Origin of the sequence: Kinneretia sp. DJ1R-11, assembly GCF_025717595.1 — a bacterium.
Lineage (GTDB): Bacteria > Pseudomonadota > Gammaproteobacteria > Burkholderiales > Burkholderiaceae_C > Paucibacter_A.
In genome coordinates, this window is the sequence record NZ_JAJIRR010000010.1 from 66265 (window position 1) to 86397 (window position 20133).

At 65.8% G+C, this 20133-nt stretch carries 16 protein-coding genes; 11 read left to right on the forward strand and 5 right to left on the reverse strand.

The genetic code is table 11. From position 1 onward, the window contains the following. The first annotated feature begins 35 nt into the window (after window positions 1-35). The 3 genes from LNV23_RS16675 to LNV23_RS16685 all read left to right on the forward strand — a co-directional run bounded on the left by LNV23_RS16675 (window position 36) and on the right by LNV23_RS16685 (window position 6102). Window positions 36-560: a hypothetical protein gene (locus tag LNV23_RS16675; RefSeq protein WP_263564013.1), complete on the forward strand. Its 525-nt coding sequence runs from the start codon at window positions 36-38 to the stop codon at window positions 558-560. Next, window positions 557-2113, forward strand: coding sequence for a ubiquinone biosynthesis regulatory protein kinase UbiB (gene ubiB, locus LNV23_RS16680; protein WP_263564014.1), 1557 nt, complete (start codon window positions 557-559; stop codon window positions 2111-2113). Before LNV23_RS16675 ends, ubiB begins: the two co-directional genes overlap by 4 nt. A 62-nt stretch (window positions 2114-2175) precedes the next feature. After that, entirely contained in the window at window positions 2176-6102 is a 3927-nt protein-coding gene (locus LNV23_RS16685) for a sensor histidine kinase (protein ID WP_263564015.1), read from the forward strand. 38 nt (window positions 6103-6140) lie between these two features. On the opposite strand, the gene LNV23_RS16690 is transcribed toward LNV23_RS16685, so the two are convergent. Continuing rightward, a complete protein-coding gene (locus LNV23_RS16690; protein ID WP_263564016.1) occupies window positions 6141-7103 on the reverse strand; it encodes an NAD(P)-dependent alcohol dehydrogenase in 963 nt (320 codons plus the stop codon). Window positions 7104-7299: 196 nt separating this feature from the next. Between LNV23_RS16690 and LNV23_RS16695 the strand changes: the two genes are divergently transcribed. From LNV23_RS16695 to clsB, 8 genes are all read left to right on the forward strand, one after another. After that, window positions 7300-8760, forward strand: a complete 1461-nt coding sequence (locus tag LNV23_RS16695) for a high affinity choline transporter 1 (RefSeq protein WP_263564017.1) — start codon at window positions 7300-7302, stop codon at window positions 8758-8760. 56 nt (window positions 8761-8816) lie between these two features. Then, on the forward strand, window positions 8817-9161 hold the full coding sequence (locus tag LNV23_RS16700; RefSeq protein ID WP_263564018.1) for an FmdB family zinc ribbon protein: 345 nt from the start codon (window positions 8817-8819) through the stop codon (window positions 9159-9161). 70 nt (window positions 9162-9231) lie between these two features. Next, window positions 9232-9894: a DUF502 domain-containing protein gene (locus LNV23_RS16705; protein ID WP_263564019.1), complete on the forward strand. Its 663-nt coding sequence runs from the start codon at window positions 9232-9234 to the stop codon at window positions 9892-9894. 146 nt (window positions 9895-10040) lie between these two features. Then, window positions 10041-11846: an aspartate--tRNA ligase gene (gene aspS / locus LNV23_RS16710; protein WP_263564020.1), complete on the forward strand. Its 1806-nt coding sequence runs from the start codon at window positions 10041-10043 to the stop codon at window positions 11844-11846. Between the two features lie 84 nt (window positions 11847-11930). Then, the gene (locus LNV23_RS16715; protein WP_263564021.1) at window positions 11931-12746 is read left to right on the forward strand and encodes a CsgG/HfaB family protein; all 816 of its coding nucleotides are present in this window, start codon (window positions 11931-11933) and stop codon (window positions 12744-12746) included. Between the two features lie 219 nt (window positions 12747-12965). Continuing rightward, the gene (gene nudB, locus LNV23_RS16720; protein WP_263564022.1) at window positions 12966-13454 is read left to right on the forward strand and encodes a dihydroneopterin triphosphate diphosphatase; all 489 of its coding nucleotides are present in this window, start codon (window positions 12966-12968) and stop codon (window positions 13452-13454) included. Continuing rightward, window positions 13451-14269 (forward strand): endonuclease/exonuclease/phosphatase family protein, encoded by an 819-nt coding sequence (locus tag LNV23_RS16725; protein ID WP_411910591.1) that lies wholly within the window; start codon window positions 13451-13453, stop codon window positions 14267-14269. Before nudB ends, LNV23_RS16725 begins: the two co-directional genes overlap by 4 nt. Continuing rightward, on the forward strand, window positions 14266-15603 hold the full coding sequence (gene clsB / locus LNV23_RS16730) for a cardiolipin synthase ClsB (protein ID WP_263519966.1): 1338 nt from the start codon (window positions 14266-14268) through the stop codon (window positions 15601-15603). Before LNV23_RS16725 ends, clsB begins: the two co-directional genes overlap by 4 nt. Window positions 15604-15804: 201 nt before the next feature. Here clsB and LNV23_RS16735 read toward each other — a convergent pair whose 3' ends face one another. The 4 genes from LNV23_RS16735 to LNV23_RS16750 form a co-directional block, all read right to left on the reverse strand. Further along, complete coding sequence (locus LNV23_RS16735; RefSeq protein ID WP_263564023.1) at window positions 15805-16923, reverse strand: ABC transporter substrate-binding protein; 1119 nt, start codon at window positions 16921-16923, stop codon at window positions 15805-15807. A gap of 102 nt (window positions 16924-17025) precedes the next feature. Continuing rightward, a complete protein-coding gene (locus LNV23_RS16740) occupies window positions 17026-18069 on the reverse strand; it encodes an ABC transporter ATP-binding protein (protein WP_263564024.1) in 1044 nt (347 codons plus the stop codon). After that, the gene (locus tag LNV23_RS16745; protein ID WP_263564025.1) at window positions 18066-19037 is read right to left on the reverse strand and encodes a family 1 glycosylhydrolase; all 972 of its coding nucleotides are present in this window, start codon (window positions 19035-19037) and stop codon (window positions 18066-18068) included. Before LNV23_RS16745 ends, LNV23_RS16740 begins: the two co-directional genes overlap by 4 nt. Before the next feature lie 149 nt (window positions 19038-19186). Beyond that, a complete protein-coding gene (locus tag LNV23_RS16750; protein WP_263564026.1) occupies window positions 19187-20128 on the reverse strand; it encodes a glycoside hydrolase family 16 protein in 942 nt (313 codons plus the stop codon). Between the last annotated feature and the right edge of the window lie 5 nt (window positions 20129-20133).

Here is a 20133-nt window from a genome sequence, read left to right on the forward strand (position 1 = left end):
CCAGGGCCACGGCCACACTCCCTACAATCCGCGCCATGCTTCAAGAATGGACCTCCATGTTTGCACCGGCCGCACAGGATCGCATGATCTTGTTGCTCAATCATGTCATCAGCCGCGAAGCGCTGGCGATGGCGCGCTTGCAGCCATTTGCGGGGCAATCCGTGCTCCTGCACTTGCAGAACTGGCCGACCCTCCTACCCCAGGCTCCAGATCTGGCTTTGGGCGTCACACCGGCGGGCTTGTTCGAGCGTCTGGAGCAAGCGCCCGGGGGCGCACTGCGCATCGACATCGACGCCAGCAACCCCGCGCTGCTGGCCCTGGCCTCCTTCACGGGGCAGAAGCCCCAGGTCTCGGTGCAGGGTGATGCTGCCTTTGCCGGCGCCATGAACTGGTTGATCGAGAACCTGCGCTGGGATATCGAGGATGATCTGGCGGCTTTGCTCGGGCCAGTGGCGGCCCACCAGCTCGCGCGCTGGGGCCGTGCCATTGCCACGGCCTTGGGCGGCTTGGCTGCCGGTGCGCGTGGCGCGATGGCTGCGGCGGGTCGCGGCGGCGCATGAGGTACTTCGCCCGGCTGTTCGTCATCGTCTGGACGATTCTTCGCTTCGGCCTGGATGACCTGGCCCTGTCGGGCCTGCGTCGCCGACGTTTTCAGTTGCTGCGTCGCACCATCTCCTTGGGCCGTAGCTGGCAGCAACCGCGCGGCGTGCGTCTGCGTCTCGCACTGGAGCATCTGGGGCCGATCTTCGTCAAGTTTGGCCAGGTTCTTTCCACCCGACGTGATCTGGTGCCCGAGGACATCGTGCTGGAGCTGTCCAAGCTGCAGGATGATGTGCCGCCATTTCCGGCCGCCGAATCGCGCGCACTGGTCGAGAAGGCCTTCGGCAAATCGGTGGAACAACTGTTCGGCAGCTTCGATGCCGAGCCTGTGGCCAGTGCGTCGATCGCCCAAGTCCATTTCGCCACCTTGAAGGATGGCCGTGAGGTCGCGGTCAAGGTGCTGCGGCCGGGCATGCTCGATACCATCGACGACGATATGGCCCTGCTGCGCACCCTGGCAGGCTGGATCGAACGCCTCTCGGCCGACGGCCGACGGCTCAAGCCACGCGAGGTGGTGGCCGAGTTCGACACCTATCTGCATGACGAGCTGGACCTGGTGCGCGAGGCTGCCAATGCCGCACAGCTGCGTCGCAATATGGTCGGCCTGGACTTGATCATGGTGCCGGAGATGCACTGGGATATGTGCAGCACTGAGGTCATCGTGATGGAGCGCATGAAGGGCGTGCCGATCTCGCAGCTCGATCGACTCAAGGCGGCCGGCATCGACATCCCCAAGCTGGCACGCGACGGCGTCACCATCTTTTTCACCCAGGTCTTCCGCGATGGTTTCTTCCACGCCGATATGCACCCGGGCAATATCCAGGTCAGTCTGGAGCCTGCCACGTTCGGCCGTTATGTGGCGCTTGACTTCGGCATCATCGGCACTCTGACCGAGGTCGATAAAGAGTACCTGGCGCAGAACTTCATTGCCTTTTTCCAACGTGATTACAAGCGCGTGGCCGAGCTGCACATCGCCTCCGGCTGGGTGCCGGCCGACACCCGTGTGGATGAGCTCGAAGGCGCGGTGCGCGCTGTTTGCGAACCGCATTTCGACCGGCCGCTCAAGGACATCTCTCTGGGGCAGGTTCTGATGCGCCTGTTCCAGACTTCACGTCGCTTCAATGTCGAGATCCAGCCTCAGCTGGTGCTTCTGCAGAAGACCTTGCTCAATGTCGAGGGACTGGGTCGCCAGCTCGACCCAGAGCTCGATCTCTGGGCCACGGCCAAGCCCTTCCTGGAGCGTTGGATGAACGAGCAGGTCGGCTGGCGCGCCCTGATCAACCAGGTCAAGAAGGAGGCGCCGCGCTACGCCCAGCTTTTCCCCGAATTGCCGCGCCTGCTCCATGACGCGCTCAAGCGCCAGGCCACAGCGCCCGATTCGCGTGCGCTCGAAGCCTTGCTGCGCGAGCAGCGCCGCACCAACCGCCTCCTGCAAGCCCTGCTGTATGGTGCCGTCGGTTTCACTCTGGGCCTGCTGGCCACCCAGCTGTTTCTGCGCTGGCATTTGTTCTGAAAGCGAAGGCCCTAGGGACAGACCGGTAGGAGAGGGGGCCTGATTCAGTTAGGCTGCGGCCCATGCCCATGCCCATGGCCCTGAGTCTGACGCTCCGATGCTGTCTGCTGCGCTTGATCTTTGCGGCCTGCTGGCTGCCTGCCGCGGCGCTGGCCGGCAATGGCCTGCAAAGCCTGCGTTTCGAGCTGCTGGGCGGCGAACGCTCCGGGCTGCAGGCCGTGATCTCGGCGGCCCAGCAAGATTCGCGTGGCCTGATGTGGCTGGGCAGCAGTGCCGGCCTTTACCGCTTTGATGGGCGCGGCGGACGCTTGTTTGCGTCGGAGCCGGCCGATCCCGCCACCCTGAGCCATCCGAGTGTGCGCAGCCTCTTGCTGCTGCCGGGCGAGCGACTGATGGTGGGCACCGAGCGTGGCCTGGATGAGATGGATTTGCGCAGCGAAACCCTGCGCCGCCATGGTCTGCCGGGTGAGCGTCATATGCGTGAACGCCATGTTCTGGGCCTGCAGCCAGCGTCCCGCGAGCGGGTTTGGGTTCAGACCGGCGTGGACCTCCTGATGTTCGACCCTGTCCGGCGCGAGTTCAAGCCGGTGGCTCTGCCGGCCCTGGAGTCTCTGGTCCCGGGCCGTCGTCCTGTTCTGATGGGCTTGCTCAGCGATGGCCGAGATGGTGTCTGGCTGGTCGCCGGGCGAGATCTGCTGCATCTCGATGCCGAGGGTCAGCTGCTGCAGCGCTGGCCCTTGGCCGGCTTTGGCAAGGCCGAGCCGGGCGTGCGCAGCCTCGTGATCGACGCCGAGCAGCGGGCCTGGATCGGCACCAACTCGGGCGTGCAGATGCTGGACACCCGCAACGGCGCGCATCTTGAGCTGCCGGCCCACTGGGGCCTGCCGCCCATCCTGGTGCACAGCCTGTTCCGCGACCAGGACGATGGCATCTGGGTCGGTACTGGTGGTGCCGGGCTTTGGCATTGGCGGCCGGGCCGCACGCAGTTCGAGTCCCATGTCCACCACCCGGCCTTGCCCGAAAGTGTCCGCAGCAATTCAATCTCGTCCCTGTTCCAGGACCGGAGTGGCGTGCTCTGGGTCGGCACCTGGAGTTGGGGAGTGTCCCTGGCTGATCTGCGCGGTGGTGGTTTTCGCAGCTACCGCTCGGTGCTTGGCGATGCCAGCAGCCTGTCCAGCGACAGCGTGATGGCGGTGGCGGCTGACGGGCCTGACCATGCCTGGGTGGCCAGCTACGGCGGCGGGCTCAATCGCCTGCATCTGCCCAGTGGCGAGGCCGAGCGCATCGGCCCGGACCAGCTGCCTATGCGCTACCTCAAGGCCCTGTTGCTGCAGCCTGGCCGGGGTCTGTGGGTGGGCGGCGACGACGGCCTGTTTGTGCTGGATTTCAAAAGCCGGCGGGCGCAACGTTTTGCGCTCGGCGAGCGCCTTGGTGGCGGCATGTCCATCAGCTCCCTGGCCCTGGACGATCAAGGCCAGCTCTGGGCCGGCAGCGCTGCCGGGGCCTACCGCATCGCGCCCGATGGACAGCTCAACCGCTACCGCCGTCAGGCCGGGCAGGCGGGCAGTCTCAGCAACGAGGTGATCGACTGCGTGCTGCCCGCGCGTGATGGTCGAGTCTGGCTGGGCAGCAAAGGAGGCTTGCAGCTCTGGGATCCTCGCAGCCAGAGTTTCAGCCAGCCGGTGCAGCCCAGTGTCGACATGCCTCAGCCCGCTGAACTGGCCATTTACGCCTTGCGCCAGGACGGGCAGGGGCGCATTTGGGCAGGCACGCAGCTGGGTCTGTATGAGTTGCGGCAGGATCAGCCCGGCGCCTGGCAACTCAAGTCCTGGCGTGGCTTGGCCGGCATGCCCAAGGGCTGGGTGCACAGCCTGGAGCTGGCCGAGGACGACGCGCTGTGGTTCGCCAGCCCCGAGGGCTTGAGTCGCATCGATCCGACCCGCCAGGACCTGCGCCAATATCCGGCACGATCCGGGCAGTTCCGCGGCAACTTTGCTCAGGGCGGCAGTGCTCGAGGCGCGGCCGGCCACCTGCTCTATGGCGGTGATGGCCTGCTGAGCTTCAATCCGTCCGAGCTGCGTGACAACCCGGTGGCGCCGCCGGTGGTGCTGGCCGATATCCGCATCTTCAATCGCTCGCTGCTGGATCCAGCTCAGGCCGTTCATGTGGCTCATGACGCGGCCAGCAGTTTGGCGGCACTCGGTGTGACAGGGCCGCTGCCCTTGGCCGAACAGCTGCGCTTGACCCATCGTGAAGCCATGGTGAGCTTTGAGCTGCGTGCCCAGCATTTCTACAGTGCCAGTCGCCTGCAATACGCCTGGAAGCTTGAGGGTTTTGACCGCGACTGGATATTCGGCGCGCCTGGCGAAGGTTTGGCCACCTACACCAATCTGGATCCCGGCCAATACCGCTTGTGGGTGCGGGCCGCCAACCCGGACGGCGTCTGGGCTGATGCGCGCCAATTGCTGGCCATATCGGTGCAGCCGCCCTGGTGGAACAGTTGGTGGTTCCGCACGCTGGCCCTGTCTGCCTGCCTGCTCGGACTGGTCGCTGCTTGGCAACTGCGCCTGCATCGCTTGCGCCGCGTGCAGTTGCAGCTGGAGAGTCAGGTCGAGCTGCGCACCGCTCAAGTGCGAGCTCAGCGCCAGCAAATTGCCACGGTCAGCGAGATCGGTCGCGAGCTGACGGCCTCACTGGATCTGGCCGCCATTCAACATGCTCTTTACCGCCATGTCGAGTCGCTGATGCCGGCGACGGTGTTCGGCGTCGGCTTCTTGCGTGCCGAGGAACAGACGATTGCGTTCGACTTTGTGATCGACCATGGTCATGCCTTGAAACCCTACCGGCGCAGCCTCGGCGCCGCCGAGCAGCCGGCCGCCCGCTGCGTGCTCAGCGGCGAAGCGCAGTGGTTGCGCCAGTTCGGCCACGACAACCGCTTGCATGACAGTGCCGTGCGAGCGTGCGACGGACTCAGCGACGCTTCTCTGGAGCTGCAGAGTGGTGCCGAGCCCACGCTGGCGGCGTCGGGTCTGTATGTGCCGCTGCGCGTCAAAGGTCAGGTGATCGGTGTCATCAGCGTGCTCAGCGAGCACGCCGATGCCTACCGCCAGACCGACCTGGATTTGCTCCAGGCACTGGCTGCTTTTGCCGCCGTGGCGCTCGACAACGCCGACGCCTACACGCAGCTCAAGCGCACCCAGAACCAGCTTTTCGAGCAGGAGAAGCTGGCATCGCTGGGTTCGCTTGTGGCCGGTGTGGCCCATGAGCTGAACACGCCGTTGGGCAACAGCCTCTTGGCGGCCAGCACTTTGCAGGACGGCACACGCGAGTTCAAGCGCTTGCTGGCCGAGGGGCAACTGCGTCGCTCCGAGCTGCAGGCCTTCTGCGACACCGCCGAGGCCAGTGCCGGCCTGTTGGTACGTGGCCTGGCCAGCGCCGCCGGTCTGGTATCGAGCTTCAAACAGTTGGCAGTCGACCAGACTTCGGAACGCCGCCGCGAGTTTGACCTGGCCCAGCTCTGCGAAGAGGTACAGCTGAGCCTGATCAACCGTTTGCGCAAAGATGGCCATCATTTGCAGATTGAGCTTGAGCCTGGCCTGAGCCTGGACAGCTATCCGGGGCCGCTAGGCCAAGTGCTCAGCAATCTGGTGCTGAACGCCATCATCCATGGCTTCGAGGGGCGCCAGAACGGCCAGATGCGCATCGAGGCCGAGGCAGCCGGTGCCGAGCGCGTGCGCCTGCGCTTCAGCGATGACGGTCGCGGCATCGCGGCCGAGCATCTGTCGCGGGTCTTCGATCCCTTCTTCACCACCAAGCTGGGCAGTGGCGGCAGCGGCTTGGGCTTGCACCTTTGCTACACGCTCGTGCGCTCCATGCTGGGCGGCGAGATTTCGGTCCGCAGCGAGCCGGGGCAGGGCGCCGTGTTCGAGCTGCTGCTGCCGCGTGTGGCGCCGCAGGCGGCCCCTGCACAGGCCGACCGGGATTCTTGACTCTTCTTTGTCCGCTCAGCCTTGAAGTGCCGCCGCCTTCAGTCCATGGTCACCAGCACATTGCCGATCTTGGCCCCGCTCAAGGTCAGTCGGTAAGCCGCCTGGATCTCGGCGAGCGGAAAGCGGCGATCGATCAGCGGTTTGAAAGCGCCCTGTGCCAAGAGTCCCTGCATCAAGTCAAGGCTGGCTTGCGTGCGCAAGGGCACGGGAAACACCACCTTGCGGCCGCCCAACCAAGGCGTGCACAAGGCCAGGCCTAGGTTCTGGGCGTAGGGCCCTAGCTCCGAGGAGATGTATACAGCGCCTGGCTTGAGCAGGGGGCGGCAGCGCCCGAAGCTGCTTTTGCCCACTGCATCAAACACGAAGTCATAGCGGGTCGGATCGTGGGTGAAGTCTTGTTTCTGAAAGTCGATCACACGCTCGGCCCCGCTGCCCAGCGCCCATTCAGCCTGCGCGCCCGGGCAGGTGGCCGTCACCCGGGCGCCGCGCTGTTTGAGGAGTTGCAAGAGCGCCGAGCCAATGGCCCCGGTGGCTCCGTTCAAGAGCACGGTCTGCCCAGACTCCAGCCCGACCTTGTTGAGAAAGTTGATGGCGTAGTGCGCACCTTCGGCGCTGGCTGCGGCATGCTCGAAGCTCACGCCCTCGGGTATCCGGGCCAGCGCCTTGCTTTCGGCAAGGCACAGGTATTGGCTGTGCGAGCCCAGCCCTAGGTCGTCAAAGCCAAACAGGCGTTCGCCCACCTTGAAGCGCGTGACGCGTTCGCCCACCGCCATCACCTCGCCGGCAAAGTCGCAGCCCGGCGTCGTTGAGCGCGGTCGGAGGAGGCCGCAGAAGCAGCGCATCAACCAGGGCCGGCCCTGAAGAATGGCGCCATCGGTCCGGCTGACCGTCGCGGCGCGCACACGAATCAGCAGCTCATCGGCCTTGGGGCTGGGTCGTTCGAGCTCGCGCAGCGACAAGACTTCGGCATGGCCGTAGTGGCTTCGATAGGCAGATTTCATGGCCCGAAAGGTACAGCATGCGGCTGCAGCCCTGATGACCGAGTGTCACGCCCCGTGTTCAATGGCAAGCAAGGCGGAGCCGCCCTTCTGCAGTGGCGGAGCCTTGGGCTGCGGCGGTGAAAACCCGGCCTGTTGGCAGGACCGGCATTGCAGAGATAATCCGGCCCGTTTTGTCCACCCCTAGCCACCCGCCACCATGCTCTTGACTCTGGTCTTTGCTTATCTCTTGGTCACCATCGCCATTGGTCTGTGGGCTGCCAGACGGGTCAAGAACACCGCGGACTTCGCCATTGCCGGCCGCCACCTTCCCCTGGCCATGGTCATCACGACCACGTTTGCCACCTGGTTCGGCGCCGAGACGGTGCTCGGCATTCCGGCCAAATTCGTGGAGGGCGGTCTCAACGGCGTGGTGGAAGACCCCTTCGGCGCCGGCTCCTGCCTGATTTTGGTCGGGGTGTTCTTCGCCAGCAAGCTCTACAAAATGACCTTGCTGACCATCAGCGACTACTACCGCGAGCGCTACGGCCGCGTGGTCGAGGTCGTGTGTTCCTTCATCATCATCCTGTCCTACCTGGGCTGGGTTGCCGCCCAGGTCACAGCGCTCGGCCTGGTGTTCAATTTGCTGTCGGGCGGTGCGATCAGTGTGGCCATGGGCATGGCCCTGGGTACCGCGTCCATCCTGGCCTACACCTTGTTTGGTGGCATGTGGTCGGTGGCGGTGACCGATTTCATCCAGATGATCATCCTGGTGCTGGGTCTGAGCCTGATCGCATGGTTCGCAGCCGACATGGCCGGCGGCGCCGGCAAGGTGGTGGATCTGGCGGTCAGCAAGGACCTGTTCCGTTTCCTGCCCCCGCCCAGCCTGCACGACTGGCTGTTCTTCATCGGCAGCGCCATCACCATGATGTTGGGCTCGATTCCGCAGCAGGACGTGTTCCAGCGCGTGATGTCGGCCAAGGACGAAAAGTCCGCCGTGCGCGGCTCCATCATCGGCGGCGCCAGCTACATCGTGTTCGCCTTTGTGCCCATGTTCATCGTGGTCAGCGCGTTGATCATCATGCCGGAGCAGGCCGGGCTGCTGATCAAGGAAGACTCGCAAAAAGTCATCCCGACCCTGGTCATGGACAAGATGCCCTTCGTGATGCAAGTGGTGTTTTTCGGCGCGCTGCTCTCCGCCCTCAAGTCCACCGCCTCGGCCACGCTGCTGGCGCCTTCAGTGACCTTTGTCGAGAACATCTGGCGCCAGTTTTTCCCGCGCGTTTCTGACAAGCAGGAGCTGCGCACCATGCGGATCGCCACTCTGATCTTCAGCGTCTGCGTCTGCATCTACGCCATCATGCTGCAGGGCACGCCGATCTTCGAGCTGGTGACGGCGGCCTACAAGGTCACCCTGGTGGGCGCTTTTGTGCCCCTGGTGTTCGGCCTGTACTGGAAGCGTGCGACGACGCAGGGCGCCATCTTCGCCATCGTCCTGGGCGTGCTGAGCTGGTTGCTGTTTGAAGCCACGCCGGCGGGCGAGCAGGTGCCGGCGCAGCTGGCAGGCGTGCTCGCGGCGGTGCTGGGCATGCTGATTGGCTCATTGGGCCCGCAGACGATCAAAAACGTGCACGCATCACACCACAAACACGCGGGTCTGGAGTCGGGTCAAGGCGCCTGAGGCCGGCGACACCTCGGGCCACTATAATTTGCGGTTTTGAATCAACGGTTTAGACCATGCCGATCTACGCTTACCGCTGCGCCGAATGCGGTCACGCCAAAGACGTGCTGCAAAAGATGTCTGATGCTCCGCTGAGCACCTGCCCGCATTGCGGTGCCGAGGCCTTCCAGAAACAAGTCACGGCCGCGGGCTTCCAGCTCAAGGGCTCGGGCTGGTACGCCACCGATTTCAAGGGTGGCGGCAGCGTTGCTGCAGCCACCGGTGCGACCGGCGGTGTGGTTGCGGGCGCTCCGTCTGCCAACTCCGCCAGCGAAAGCGGCGGTGGCAGCAGTTCCGGCGAGAGCGGCAGCAGCAGTGCTTCGGCTCCGGCCGCCTGCGGCGGTTCCTGCGCCTGTCACTGAGCTGCGCTTGAAGCCGTCGTCTCAGCGCAAGCCACAGCCCACGCCCCCCGCGCCCCCGAATAGGACCTCCGTGAAAAAGTACATCGTCACCGGCCTGCTGGTCTGGCTGCCTTTGGCCATCACCATCTGGGTGCTGCTGTGGGTGCTGGGGCTGATCAACAGCGTGTTTGCCTCCATGCTGGCGGCCTTGCTGGCGGTGGCACCGGCCTCTTTGCACGACAGCATCGACGGCCTGCGCCATGTGCCGGGTCTGGGCCTGGTGATCCTGGTCGGCGGCATGCTGCTGACCGGTGTGTTTGTGGCCAATATCTTCGGCCAGTGGTGGTTGCGCCAGTGGGACCGCCTGCTGTCCAACATCCCCATCGTCAAGAGCATCTACAGCTCGGTCAAGCAGGTCTCCGACACCTTGTTCTCCAGCAGCGGCAACGCCTTCCGCGAAGCCGTGCTGGTGCAATACCCGCATCAGGGCAGCTGGACCATCGCATTCGTCACCGGCAAGCCGGGCGGCGAGGTGGCCGAGGCCCTGGGCGAGGAGCATGTCAGCCTCTATGTGCCGACCACACCCAACCCGACATCGGGCTTTTTCCTGATGATGCCGCGCGCCAGCGTGCGACCACTGAAGATGAGCGTCGATGCGGCGCTCAAGCACATCATCTCCATGGGGGTGGTGGCGCCGGAAGGCGAGAGCAACGGCAACGGCGACGACCCCTCGGCCCGAAATCAGCCGGGTTGAGCGCCTCGGCACGCGCTCAACCCTGAGGGCTTTGGATGCAGCCCCTCAGCGCCGCTCTGCCTCGAACTGAACACACACATACATGGCCGCGCCCCTTTCGCTGGCGCCGCCAACCCGAATCAAAGAAATACTGGAGTGAATCTGCAATGAGAACCTGTTACGCCGGCCAAGTCACCGAGACCCTGCAGGGTCAGACCGTCACCCTGATGGGCTGGGCCCACCGCCGCCGCGACCATGGTGGCGTGATCTTCATCGACCTGCGCGACCGCGAAGGCCTGGTGCAAGTCGTCTGCGATCCGGACCGCCCCGAGATGTTCGCTATCGCCTCCGATGTGCGCAATGAGTTCTGCCTGAAGATTGTTGGCCTGGTGCGCCTGCGCCCGGCCGGCACCGAGAACGCCAACCTGACCAGCGGCAAGATCGAAGTGCTGTGCCACAGCCTGGAAGTGCTGAACCCCTCGGTGACGCCCCCGTTCCAGATGGACGACGAGAACCTGTCCGAGACCACGCGCCTGACCCATCGCGTGCTGGACCTGCGTCGCCCCTATATGCAGAACAACCTGATGCTGCGCTACCGCGTGGCCATGGAAGTGCGCAAATTCCTCGACGAGCGCGGTTTTGTCGACATTGAAACCCCGATGTTGACCAAGAGCACGCCCGAAGGTGCGCGTGACTACCTGGTGCCCAGCCGCGTGCACGACGGCATGTTCTTCGCGCTGCCGCAAAGCCCTCAGCTGTTCAAGCAGCTGCTGATGGTGGCCGGTTTCGACCGCTACTACCAGATCACCAAGTGCTTCCGCGACGAAGACCTGCGCGCCGACCGCCAGCCTGAGTTCACCCAGATCGATATCGAGACCTCCTTCCTCAGCGAGGAAGAGATTCGGGCTATGTTCGAAGGCATGATCCGCCACGTCTTCCAGAAGGCGCTGAACGTGGACCTGGGCGAGTACCCGGTCATGAAGTATGCGGACGCCATGCACCTCTACGGCTCGGACAAGCCTGATCTGCGCGTCAAGCTGCAGTTCACCGAGCTGACCGATGTCATGGGCGATGTCGACTTCAAGGTCTTCTCGACCCCTGCCACCACCAAGGGTGGACGTGTCGTGGCCCTGCGCGTGCCCGGTGGCGCTTCGATCAGCCGCGGCGAGATCGACAGCTACACCGAGTTCGTCAAGATCTACGGCGCCAAGGGCCTGGCCTGGATCAAGGTCAATGAAGTGGCCAAGGGCCGCGAAGGTCTGCAGTCGCCCATCGTCAAGAACCTGCACGATCAAGCCGTGGCCGACATCTTGGCGCGCACCGGCGCGCAAGACGGCGACCTGATTTTCTTCGGCGCCGACAAGGCCAAGGTGGTCAACGATGCCATCGGTGCCCTGCGCCTGAAGGTGGGCCACAGCGAGTTCGGCAAGGCCAATGGCTTGTTCAACGATGTCTGGGCACCGCTGTGGGTGGTCGACTTCCCGATGTTCGAGCACGACGAAGAGAACGACCGCTGGGCGGCCGTGCACCACCCCTTCACCGCGCCCAAGGACGGCCATGAGGACCTGATGGTCACCGACCCGGCGGCTTGCATCGCCAAGGCCTATGACATGGTGCTGAACGGCTGGGAGCTCGGCGGCGGCTCCATCCGTATCCACCGTGCCGAGGTGCAGAGCAAGGTCTTCGACGCGCTCAAGATCAGCAAGGAAGACGCGCAGGTCAAGTTCGGCTTCCTGCTGGACGCGCTGCAGTACGGCGCCCCGCCGCACGGTGGCTTGGCCTTTGGCCTGGACCGCATCGTCACCATGATGACCAAGGCCGAGTCCATCCGCGACGTGATCGCCTTCCCCAAGACCCAGCGCGCCCAGTGCCTGCTGACCGGCGCACCGAGCAATGTCGACGACAAGCAGCTGCGCGAGCTGCACATCCGCCTGCGCAATGCCGCGGCGGTGTCTGGCACCAGCGGCACTTGATGCGCAAAGCATCTGCATCACACCAGGGCAGCTTCGGCTGCCCTTTTTTTTTGGCCTGTTACCAAACGTAGGGAGTGCTACCGGATGTTCCTGTCGAAGACACGTCGAAGCCCCGCCGCCCTGTCCGTGCTGGCGCTGACTCTCACCCTGGCCGCCTGCGGCAAGCAGGGCGCCACCTTGGGTGAGGGCAGCTCGGAGATCACCGGCTCGGCCGGCGCGGCCGGCGCCCACAAGGCCAGCCGCGAGCTGATGAAGTGCGAGGCGCCTGTGGCCACGCTGGCCCTGGTCGAGAACCCCAGCGGCTACACCGTCGCCAGCAGCTACAACTTGCCCAGCTCACCCGTGCCGCTGATCCGCCTGCTGGCCCAGCAAAGCGGCTGCTTCCGCGTGGTGGACCGCGCCGCTGGCCTCAAGGCCACCATCAAGGAGCAAGAGCTGAAGGACGCCGGCATCCTGCGCCAACAGGGCAGCACGGTGCACAAGGGCAAGGGCTATGAGGCCCAGTACAGCCTGACGCCCAGCCTCAGCTTCAGCGAGCAAAACGCCGGCCGCGAGGTCGGCGGCCTGATGGCGCAGATTCCGGTGCTGAACAAGTTCGTCGCCGCGGCCGAGCAGGTCAAGCTCAAGGAAGCTCAGGTGGCTCTGCTGCTGACTGACAACGAAACCACCGAGCAGATCGCCGCCGCCACCGGCTCGGTGCGCGTCACCGACCTCGGCATGGGCGGCCTGGTGGTTGGCAAGTTGGGCGGCGCCGGTGGCGCTGTGTGGGCCAATAGTAACGAAGGCAAAGTGATCGCCGCGGCCTTCCTCGACGCACACAACAAGCTGGTCGTGCAGGTGCGCGAGCTGGCGGCCAAGGACCTGCCGCCGCCGGTGGCGACCAAGTCCGGCAAGGGCTGAGAGCTCGTAAGTTTTTTACTGCGCGACTGCCATGCGTCGTTGGTCCGGTGCTCGGAATCCTCACGTACAGGAAGTACGTTCCGGTTCCTGTGCTCCGTCCGCCTAGCCTGACAGCCGCTCGCTACAGAAATTTTCAAGCTCTGAGCACCTGGCCGTGGGGTCATGCCAGGCATGGCCCTCGTCATCTGCAGAGGAGTGGCCCTGGGCTATGCTTCGGCCATGACTGCGATGACCCCAGCTGAACCCTTTGCGACGCGGCCTTACAAGATCCCTGAATCGGTGCTGGTGGTCATTCACACGCCCGATCTGCAGGTGCTGATGCTGGAGCGGGCCGACCGGCCCGGTTTCTGGCAATGCGTGACCGGCTCTAAGGACGCACTGGACGAGCCGATTGCCGAGACTGCTCGCCGCGAAGTGCAGGAAGAAACCGGCATCGAGGCCAGCCAGGGCCTGTTGCGCGACTGGGGTTTGGCCAATGAGTACGAAATCTATCCCGTCTGGCGCCACCGTTATGCGCCCGGCGTGACACGCAACACCGAGCATGTCTTCGGTCTGACCGTGCCGGCCGGCACGGCCGTGCGCCTGGCCCCGCGCGAGCATCTGCAGTACCGCTGGCTGCCGCTGCGCGAGGCAGCCGATCTGTGCTTTTCGCCCTCCAATGCCGAGGCGGTGCTGCAACTGCCGAACTTCGTGGTGATGCCGGCATGACGGGCAATGCCTTCAGCAATTCGGTGCAGCACGACAGCGCGGCCGCCAGTGCACCGCCGCGCTTGCGCGTGGCCACCTACAACATCCACAAAGGTGTGCGCGGCATGGGCCCGCAGAAGCGCCTGGAGATCCACAACCTGGGCCTGGGTGTGGCCGCTCTCGATGCCGACCTGGTGTTCCTGCAAGAGGTACGCCATTTCCACCACCAGGAAGCCAAGGAGTTCCAGCGCACCTGGTTCGGCTGGCCCGATCAAGGGCAGGCCGAGTTCCTGGCGCCCGATGGCTATGAGGTCGCTTACCGCACCAATGCCGTGACCAAGCATGGCGAGCATGGCAATGCCTTGCTCTCGCGTTTTCCGCTCGGTGACATCGGCCATCACGATGTCTCCGACCACCGCTTCGAGCAGCGCGGTCTGCTCCATGTGCCGGTGCAGTGGCAGGGCCAGGAGATCCACACTGTGGTGGCGCATCTGGGCCTGATGCACAGCGGCCGCGTGCGCCAAGTGCAGCGTCTGGCGGAGTTCATCCAACACCATGTGCCGGCCGATGCAGTGCTGCTGGTGGCCGGTGATTTCAACGACTGGGGTGAGCGTCTGGACGCACCCATGCGCGAGCGTGGCCTGCAGCGGGCCGTGGCGCCCCATGGGCGCTCGCGCTATGCCACCTTTCCCTCGCGCCTGCCCTTCTTTTCGCTCGACCGCATCTACACGCGCGGCCTGCGCTGCGTGAACATGCAGGTGCCCAAGGGCCCGGTATGGGCGCGCATGTCCGACCACCTGCCCTTGTTGGCTGAGCTGGAGCTGGAGAAGGTGTGAGCGGGGCGGCCCAGGCCGACGATGTCGGCACCGAGCATGAATCCTTGCTGTCCTGGCACGCCCAGCCCAGCCCGGAGTTCAGCGGCGGCAACCAGCTCCAGCTGCTGCGCGGCGGCGATGCCTTGTTCCCCCTGCAGGCTGAGGCCATTGCCGCGGCCCGGCGTGAGGTCTGGTTGGCCACGTACATCTTTCATCACGACGAGGCCGGGCACGAGTTGGCCGCGGCCTTGCGTGCGGCGGCCGCGCGTCAGGTGCGGGTGCGGGTGGTGGTCGACGGATTCGGCAGCAAGGCCTCGCTGGACTGGCTGAACGCGCAGTTCGAGGGCAGCGGTGTGGCCCTGGCCGTGTTTCGGCCCATCGATCGCTGGTACAGCTGGCTGCAACCCGGGCAGCTGCGGCGCTTGCACCAGAAGCTCTGCGTGGTTGATGGTGAGCAGGGCTTTGTGGGCGGCATCAATGTCATCGGCGACCGCATGGATCTCAACCACGGCGCCACCGAACAGCCGCGCCTGGATTTTGCCGTGGCGCTGACCGGCCCGGCCGTGCTGCCCATGGAGCAGGCGGCACGCGCCGTTTGGACGCGCGCTTGGCTGGGCCGCGATTTCGGCGAGGAGCTGCGCGCTCTGGTGCGCAGCCGCGAGCCGCTCTCGCGCCTGCGCCGCTTGGTGCAGGGCCTGCGCATGCCGCGTGCCCACTGGTTGCGCAGGCGTCAGCGCGCCGGCGCCGACGAGGCCTTGCGAGGGCAAGACCTGCCCCCCGTGTGCGCGGCCTTTGTGCTCCGCGACAACCTGCGTCAGCGCCGCACCATCGAGCGCGCCTACATCGATGCCATCCGTTCGGCCTCGACACGGGTGGACCTGATCACGCCCTACTTCTACCCCGGCCACGCTTTCCGCCGCGCCCTGCGTGACGCCGCCCGGCGTGGCGTGCGGGTGCGCCTGCTGCTGCAGGGCAAGGTGGACTATCTGCTCGCTGGCATGGCGGCCCAGGCGCTCTACACCGAGCTGCTGGGCCACGGCGTGGAAATCTACGAGTACACGCCGGCTTTTTTGCACGCCAAGGTGGCCGTGGTGGACGAGAGCTGGGCGACCGTGGGCAGTTCCAACATCGACCCCCTGTCCCTGCTGCTCAATCTGGAAGCCAATGTGATCGTCCGTGATGCTGATTTCTCACGTGCGGTGGCGGCCGAGTTTGAGCAGGCTTTGCAGTGCTCGCATCAGGTGGACCGCGAGCACCGGGTCGGTCAGGGTCTGCGTGCGGTGCTGCGGCGGGCCCTGGTGGCCTGGGCCGCCTATGTCTATCTGCGCGTGGCCGGAGCGGCAGGGCGATACTAGTGCCGTGTTCGACGCCAGTCAGCATGCAAAACCGCGCCTTTGCCGCCCTGGCGTTGTTGCAAATCCTCGCCATGCCACTCGGCATCGCTGTGGTTTGCGCCTAGCCATGACGACAAATTCATCGGTTTTCTCAAATGTCGACTGGCGTCGAACACGGCACGAATCGCGCTGCCGGGGCGATACCAAAGTCCCCGGGTGATCTCATGGCGCCGCAGCGCTGCCATCCAGCAAGCCTTGCGGGCCGAAGTTGTAGCGGCGCAGCCGCGGGTTGTGCAGCTTGCTGAAGCGGCGGAAGTCGAGCTCGGTCAAGCTGGGCCGGGCCAGAAAGCGCTGGGCCGCGGCGCTGTCAAAGCGCATGAACATGGGGCGCTCGAGCACCAGGCCTTCGTCAGCGAAATCGCGGCCGCGGTACAGGTCGTGCAACAGCACCATGGCAAAGGCGCCGGTCAGAAAGTGGCCGCCAGCCAGGGAGCTGAGGCGGCCGGCGATCACCGACTGCATGGCCTCGTCGGAGGTATTGATCGCCGAGAACAGCAGCTCCCGGCCCGGCGTCAGGCCGCGCGCTTCGGCGGCTTCCATGGCACCGAAGGCCATCAGGTCGCTGCCCGCCCAGACCAACTGGGGCGCATGGCCGCGTTGCAGCAGGCCTTGCATGCGTTCGCGCGCCAAGTCGCGGCGCCAGTCGGCGAAGGCCTGAGCGTCCAGCTCCACTTTGGGATGCTCGGCCAGAGCCTGGCGCAGGCCCTGATTGCGCTGGATGGAACTCGGCGTGGAGCGGTCCCCTGCGATGGCGAGCAGATGCAGGCGGCCGTCGCTGCCGTGCATCTGACGCGCCAGGCCTTGCTCGATCAGAGCTTTTGCACTGAGGTAGCCGGCGTCCTGGGCCCGAGGTTCCAGACTGCCCATCAGCAAAGGCAAGCCGCTGCGCGGGCTCCAGCGTTTCAGCTCCTGGGGCAGGAGGCCCGAGAACGCCGCAAAGCTCTTGATGCGGGCGGCTGCGAGATTTTGGGCGCACTCCACCAGCACGCCTTTGTCGTTGCTGAGGATCACATAGTCAGGGCGTTGCTCGCGCGGCCGCGCCGCCAGCTCGCGGCTCAGGGCCAGGGCGCGTTCAGGCTGGCGCTCGGCGTACAGCACCTCCAGCTTCATGCCCAGGCTGCGTGCGGCGGCTTCCATGGCTTGGCTGGCGCTGCGCCAGTAGGCCTCGTCCGCATGACCCGGGTTGATGAAGCTGACGGTCTGAGCTTGCGCGGACGCCGCCACGAGACCGCTCACAGCGATGCAGCAGGCCAGCAGGGCGGTTCGCAAGAGGCAGGTCATGGCGGGGCCGGGCTGGGTGGCGCGGAAGCTTGGACGCCCTGATTGTCTGTCCCTTTGCGGCCAGCCGGCCGCCGTGACCTTCGCCGCCTGTTTCGACCGGCTTTATTCCACGCGCAGGCCCTGGGCGTCGAACCAATGCAGGCGGCGCGCGTCGAAACCAAAGTGCTGGCGATCGCCGGCTTGCAGCGCAGGCTGGCCCGGCAGCACGGCGCAGATCAGGTGCTCGCCACTGCGCAACCAGAGCAGGTGCTGGCTGCCCAGTGGCTCGATCAGCTCGACCTGACCCTCGAAGGGCTGGCTCGTGCCCAGCACCACGTCCTCGGGCCGCACGCCCAGGGTCAGGGGGCCGGCGCTGGCTGCGGTCGGCCCGGCCAGCTGCAGCGCACCGGTCTGGAACTGGCCACCGCTGAGCTGACCGGCGAGGCGGTTGATCGTCGGCGAGCCGACGAAGCTGGCCACGCGCAAGGTGCGCGGCCGCTCGTAGACCTCGGCCGGCGTGCCGATCTGCTGGATCGCACCCTCGTGCATCACGACGATGCGGGTGGCCAGGGTCATGGCCTCCACCTGGTCGTGGGTCACGTAAATCATGGTGTTGCCCAGGCGTGCATGCAGCTGCTTGAGCTCGCGGCGCAGCTCGGTGCGCAGCTTGGCGTCGAGGTTGGACAGCGGTTCGTCCAGCAGCAGCACGCTGGCCTCGCGCACCACGGCGCGGCCGATGGCCACGCGCTGGCGCTGGCCGCCGGAGAGCTGGGCCGGGCGGCGCTGCAGCAGGGCGTCCAGCTGCAGCATGGCGGCGGCGCGCGCCACCCGGGCTTCGATTTCGGGTTTGGGCAGGCCGGCCATCTTGAGCGGAAAGGCCAGGTTGTCATGCACGCTCATATGCGGGTAGAGCGCATAACTCTGAAACACCATGCCCACGCCGCGGGCGCTGGGCTCGGCCTGGCTCATGTCCTTGTCGCCGATCAGAATGCGGCCACCGCTGATGGGGTTGAGGCCGGCAATGCTGTGCAGCAGGGTCGATTTGCCGCAGCCCGAGGGGCCCAGCAGAACCAGGAACTCGCCGGACTGGACGTCGAGGTCGAGGTGGCGGATGACCTCGTGTCCGCCGAAGCGGATGTTGAGGCCTTGGATGCAGACGCGGCTCAAAACGAGACCCTTTCGGTGCGAGGGAAGGAGCGCGGCGAGGGGCCGCTGGGCATGAGGCGGGCCGAGGTCCGCGCTGGGGCTTGGGCCGAGGCCTCGGGGCTGATCAGATAGAGCGCTGGCGGCGTGTAACCGTGGTGCACGCGTTCCAGCAGCTCGAGGATGCGGGCCGCGTCGACTTCGGATTCAGGCCCGAAGGAGGCATGCTGTTCGTGGCGCTGGGGCCGGATGGCGAGAAAGTCGCAGGGGCTGGCCATGCTGCGCAGATCGCCGGGCAGCACGGTGGGCGCATCCACGCCCAGGGCTTGCAGCACATCGCTGGGGTAGCCGCGGCCGAATAGCGGGTCCAGCCACCAGCGGTTGCGCAGGCCATCTTGGCGCACGGCCGTGGCCAGGTCGGCGGCTCGGTGGCTGGCCGGCCGAATCGCCTGCAGGCTCAGGATGAGGCCGACCTGCGCGCCCGGGGCCGCGCTGCGCAGGGCACGCAGTGCTTCACCATGGCTGATCAGGCGATGGTGGCTGATCTGCAAGGCGCGGTGCAGTGCTCGTGAGCCGTCACTCGACTCGGCGTTCAAGTCCAGGGCTGCGTGGCCCGGGTCGTCGTGAGTGATCCAGTGCCGCACCCGGTCGCCCAGCTGTTCGCCCATCAGGCGGGCGAAGTCGGCAAAGGCGCCGATGGTCGAGCGCTTCAACCAGCCGCCTTGCTCCAGCAGGGCGGGCGGCAGCTGACCCTGATGCAGGGTGGCCCAGGGCTGAAGGCCTTGCGCCAACATGCGGTCGATCTCGCGCGAGACCTCGCCCAAGCTTGCGGCATCGGCGCGGGCACCCACGCCCTTGGGGAAGATGCGTGACCAGTCGATGGCGAAATTTCGGGCTGTGCCTTCCGGCTCTGGGCCCTGGCCGGCAGCGCGCGCGGACACGCCGGCGCGCGGGAGTACCGGCGTGAAGTCGTGGCTCAGCGTGCGCAGCATGATCTGTTCGGTGTTTGTTTTTCGTCGCGAGCGGCCGTCAGGCTAGGCGGACGGAGCGCAGGAACCGGAACGTACTGTGATGTACGTGAGGATTCCGGAGCGAGGGCCAACGACGCATGGCGGCCGCGCAGTAGAAAAACGTTCACGCTTCAGTCCTCTTTGTAGATGCGTACCCAGTCGACCTGCATCTCTGCCGGGAAGGGCGTGCTGGCGTCGGGGTTGCCGGGCCAGTCGCCGCCGACGGCGAGATTGAGGATGACGAAGAAGGCACGCTCGAACACCCAAGGTGCACCCGCGGGCAGGCCGGCCGGTGTGAGGCGGTGGTACTCGACGCCGTCAATCAGCCAGACCAACTCTTGCGGGCGCTTGATCAGGGTGAAAACATGGAAATCCTGGGAAATCGGCTGGGAGGCGCTGTACTTCTTGCCAATGCCCTGGGCGCCGGAGTAGCCGGGACCATGGACGGTGCCGTAGACGTTGTTGGGCTCCTTGCCGATGTTCTCCAGCACGTCGATTTCGCCGGCTGCGGGCCAGGGCAGCTTGTCTTCGCCCAGGGTCCAGAAGGCCGGCCAGATGCCGGGGCCGCCGGGAATCTTGATGCGCGCTTCCAGCTTGCCGTAGCTGAAGCTGACCTTGCCGTCGCTGCGCAGGCGGCCCGAGCTGTACTCGCAGGGTTTGTCGTTCCAACACGGGCCGGCGTTGGCTTGCTTCTCGGCCCGCAGCAGCAGATGGCCCTGGCCGTCGAGTGCGGCATTGCGGGCGGCAGCGGTGTAGTACTGCAGCTCGTGGTTGCCCCAGCCATTGCTTTCCTTGTTGCCGAGGTCGTAGTTCCAATGCTTGGCATTGGGCAGGGTGCCGGCGGCCCCTTCGAATTCATCGGACCAGACCAGGGTCCAGCGGTTTGACGGCGCTGGTGTTGGAGCGGGGGCGGGGGCGGGGGCTGGCGACGGTGCGGGTGCAGGCGCGGGCGCGGGCGCGGGCGCGGGCGCTGGGGACGGCGAGGCCGTCGCACCTCCGCCACCGCAGGCGACCAGCAAAGAGGCCAGGGCCGCCATCAGTGGCCGGCTGGGGTGCAGGGTCTTGTGCATCATGATGG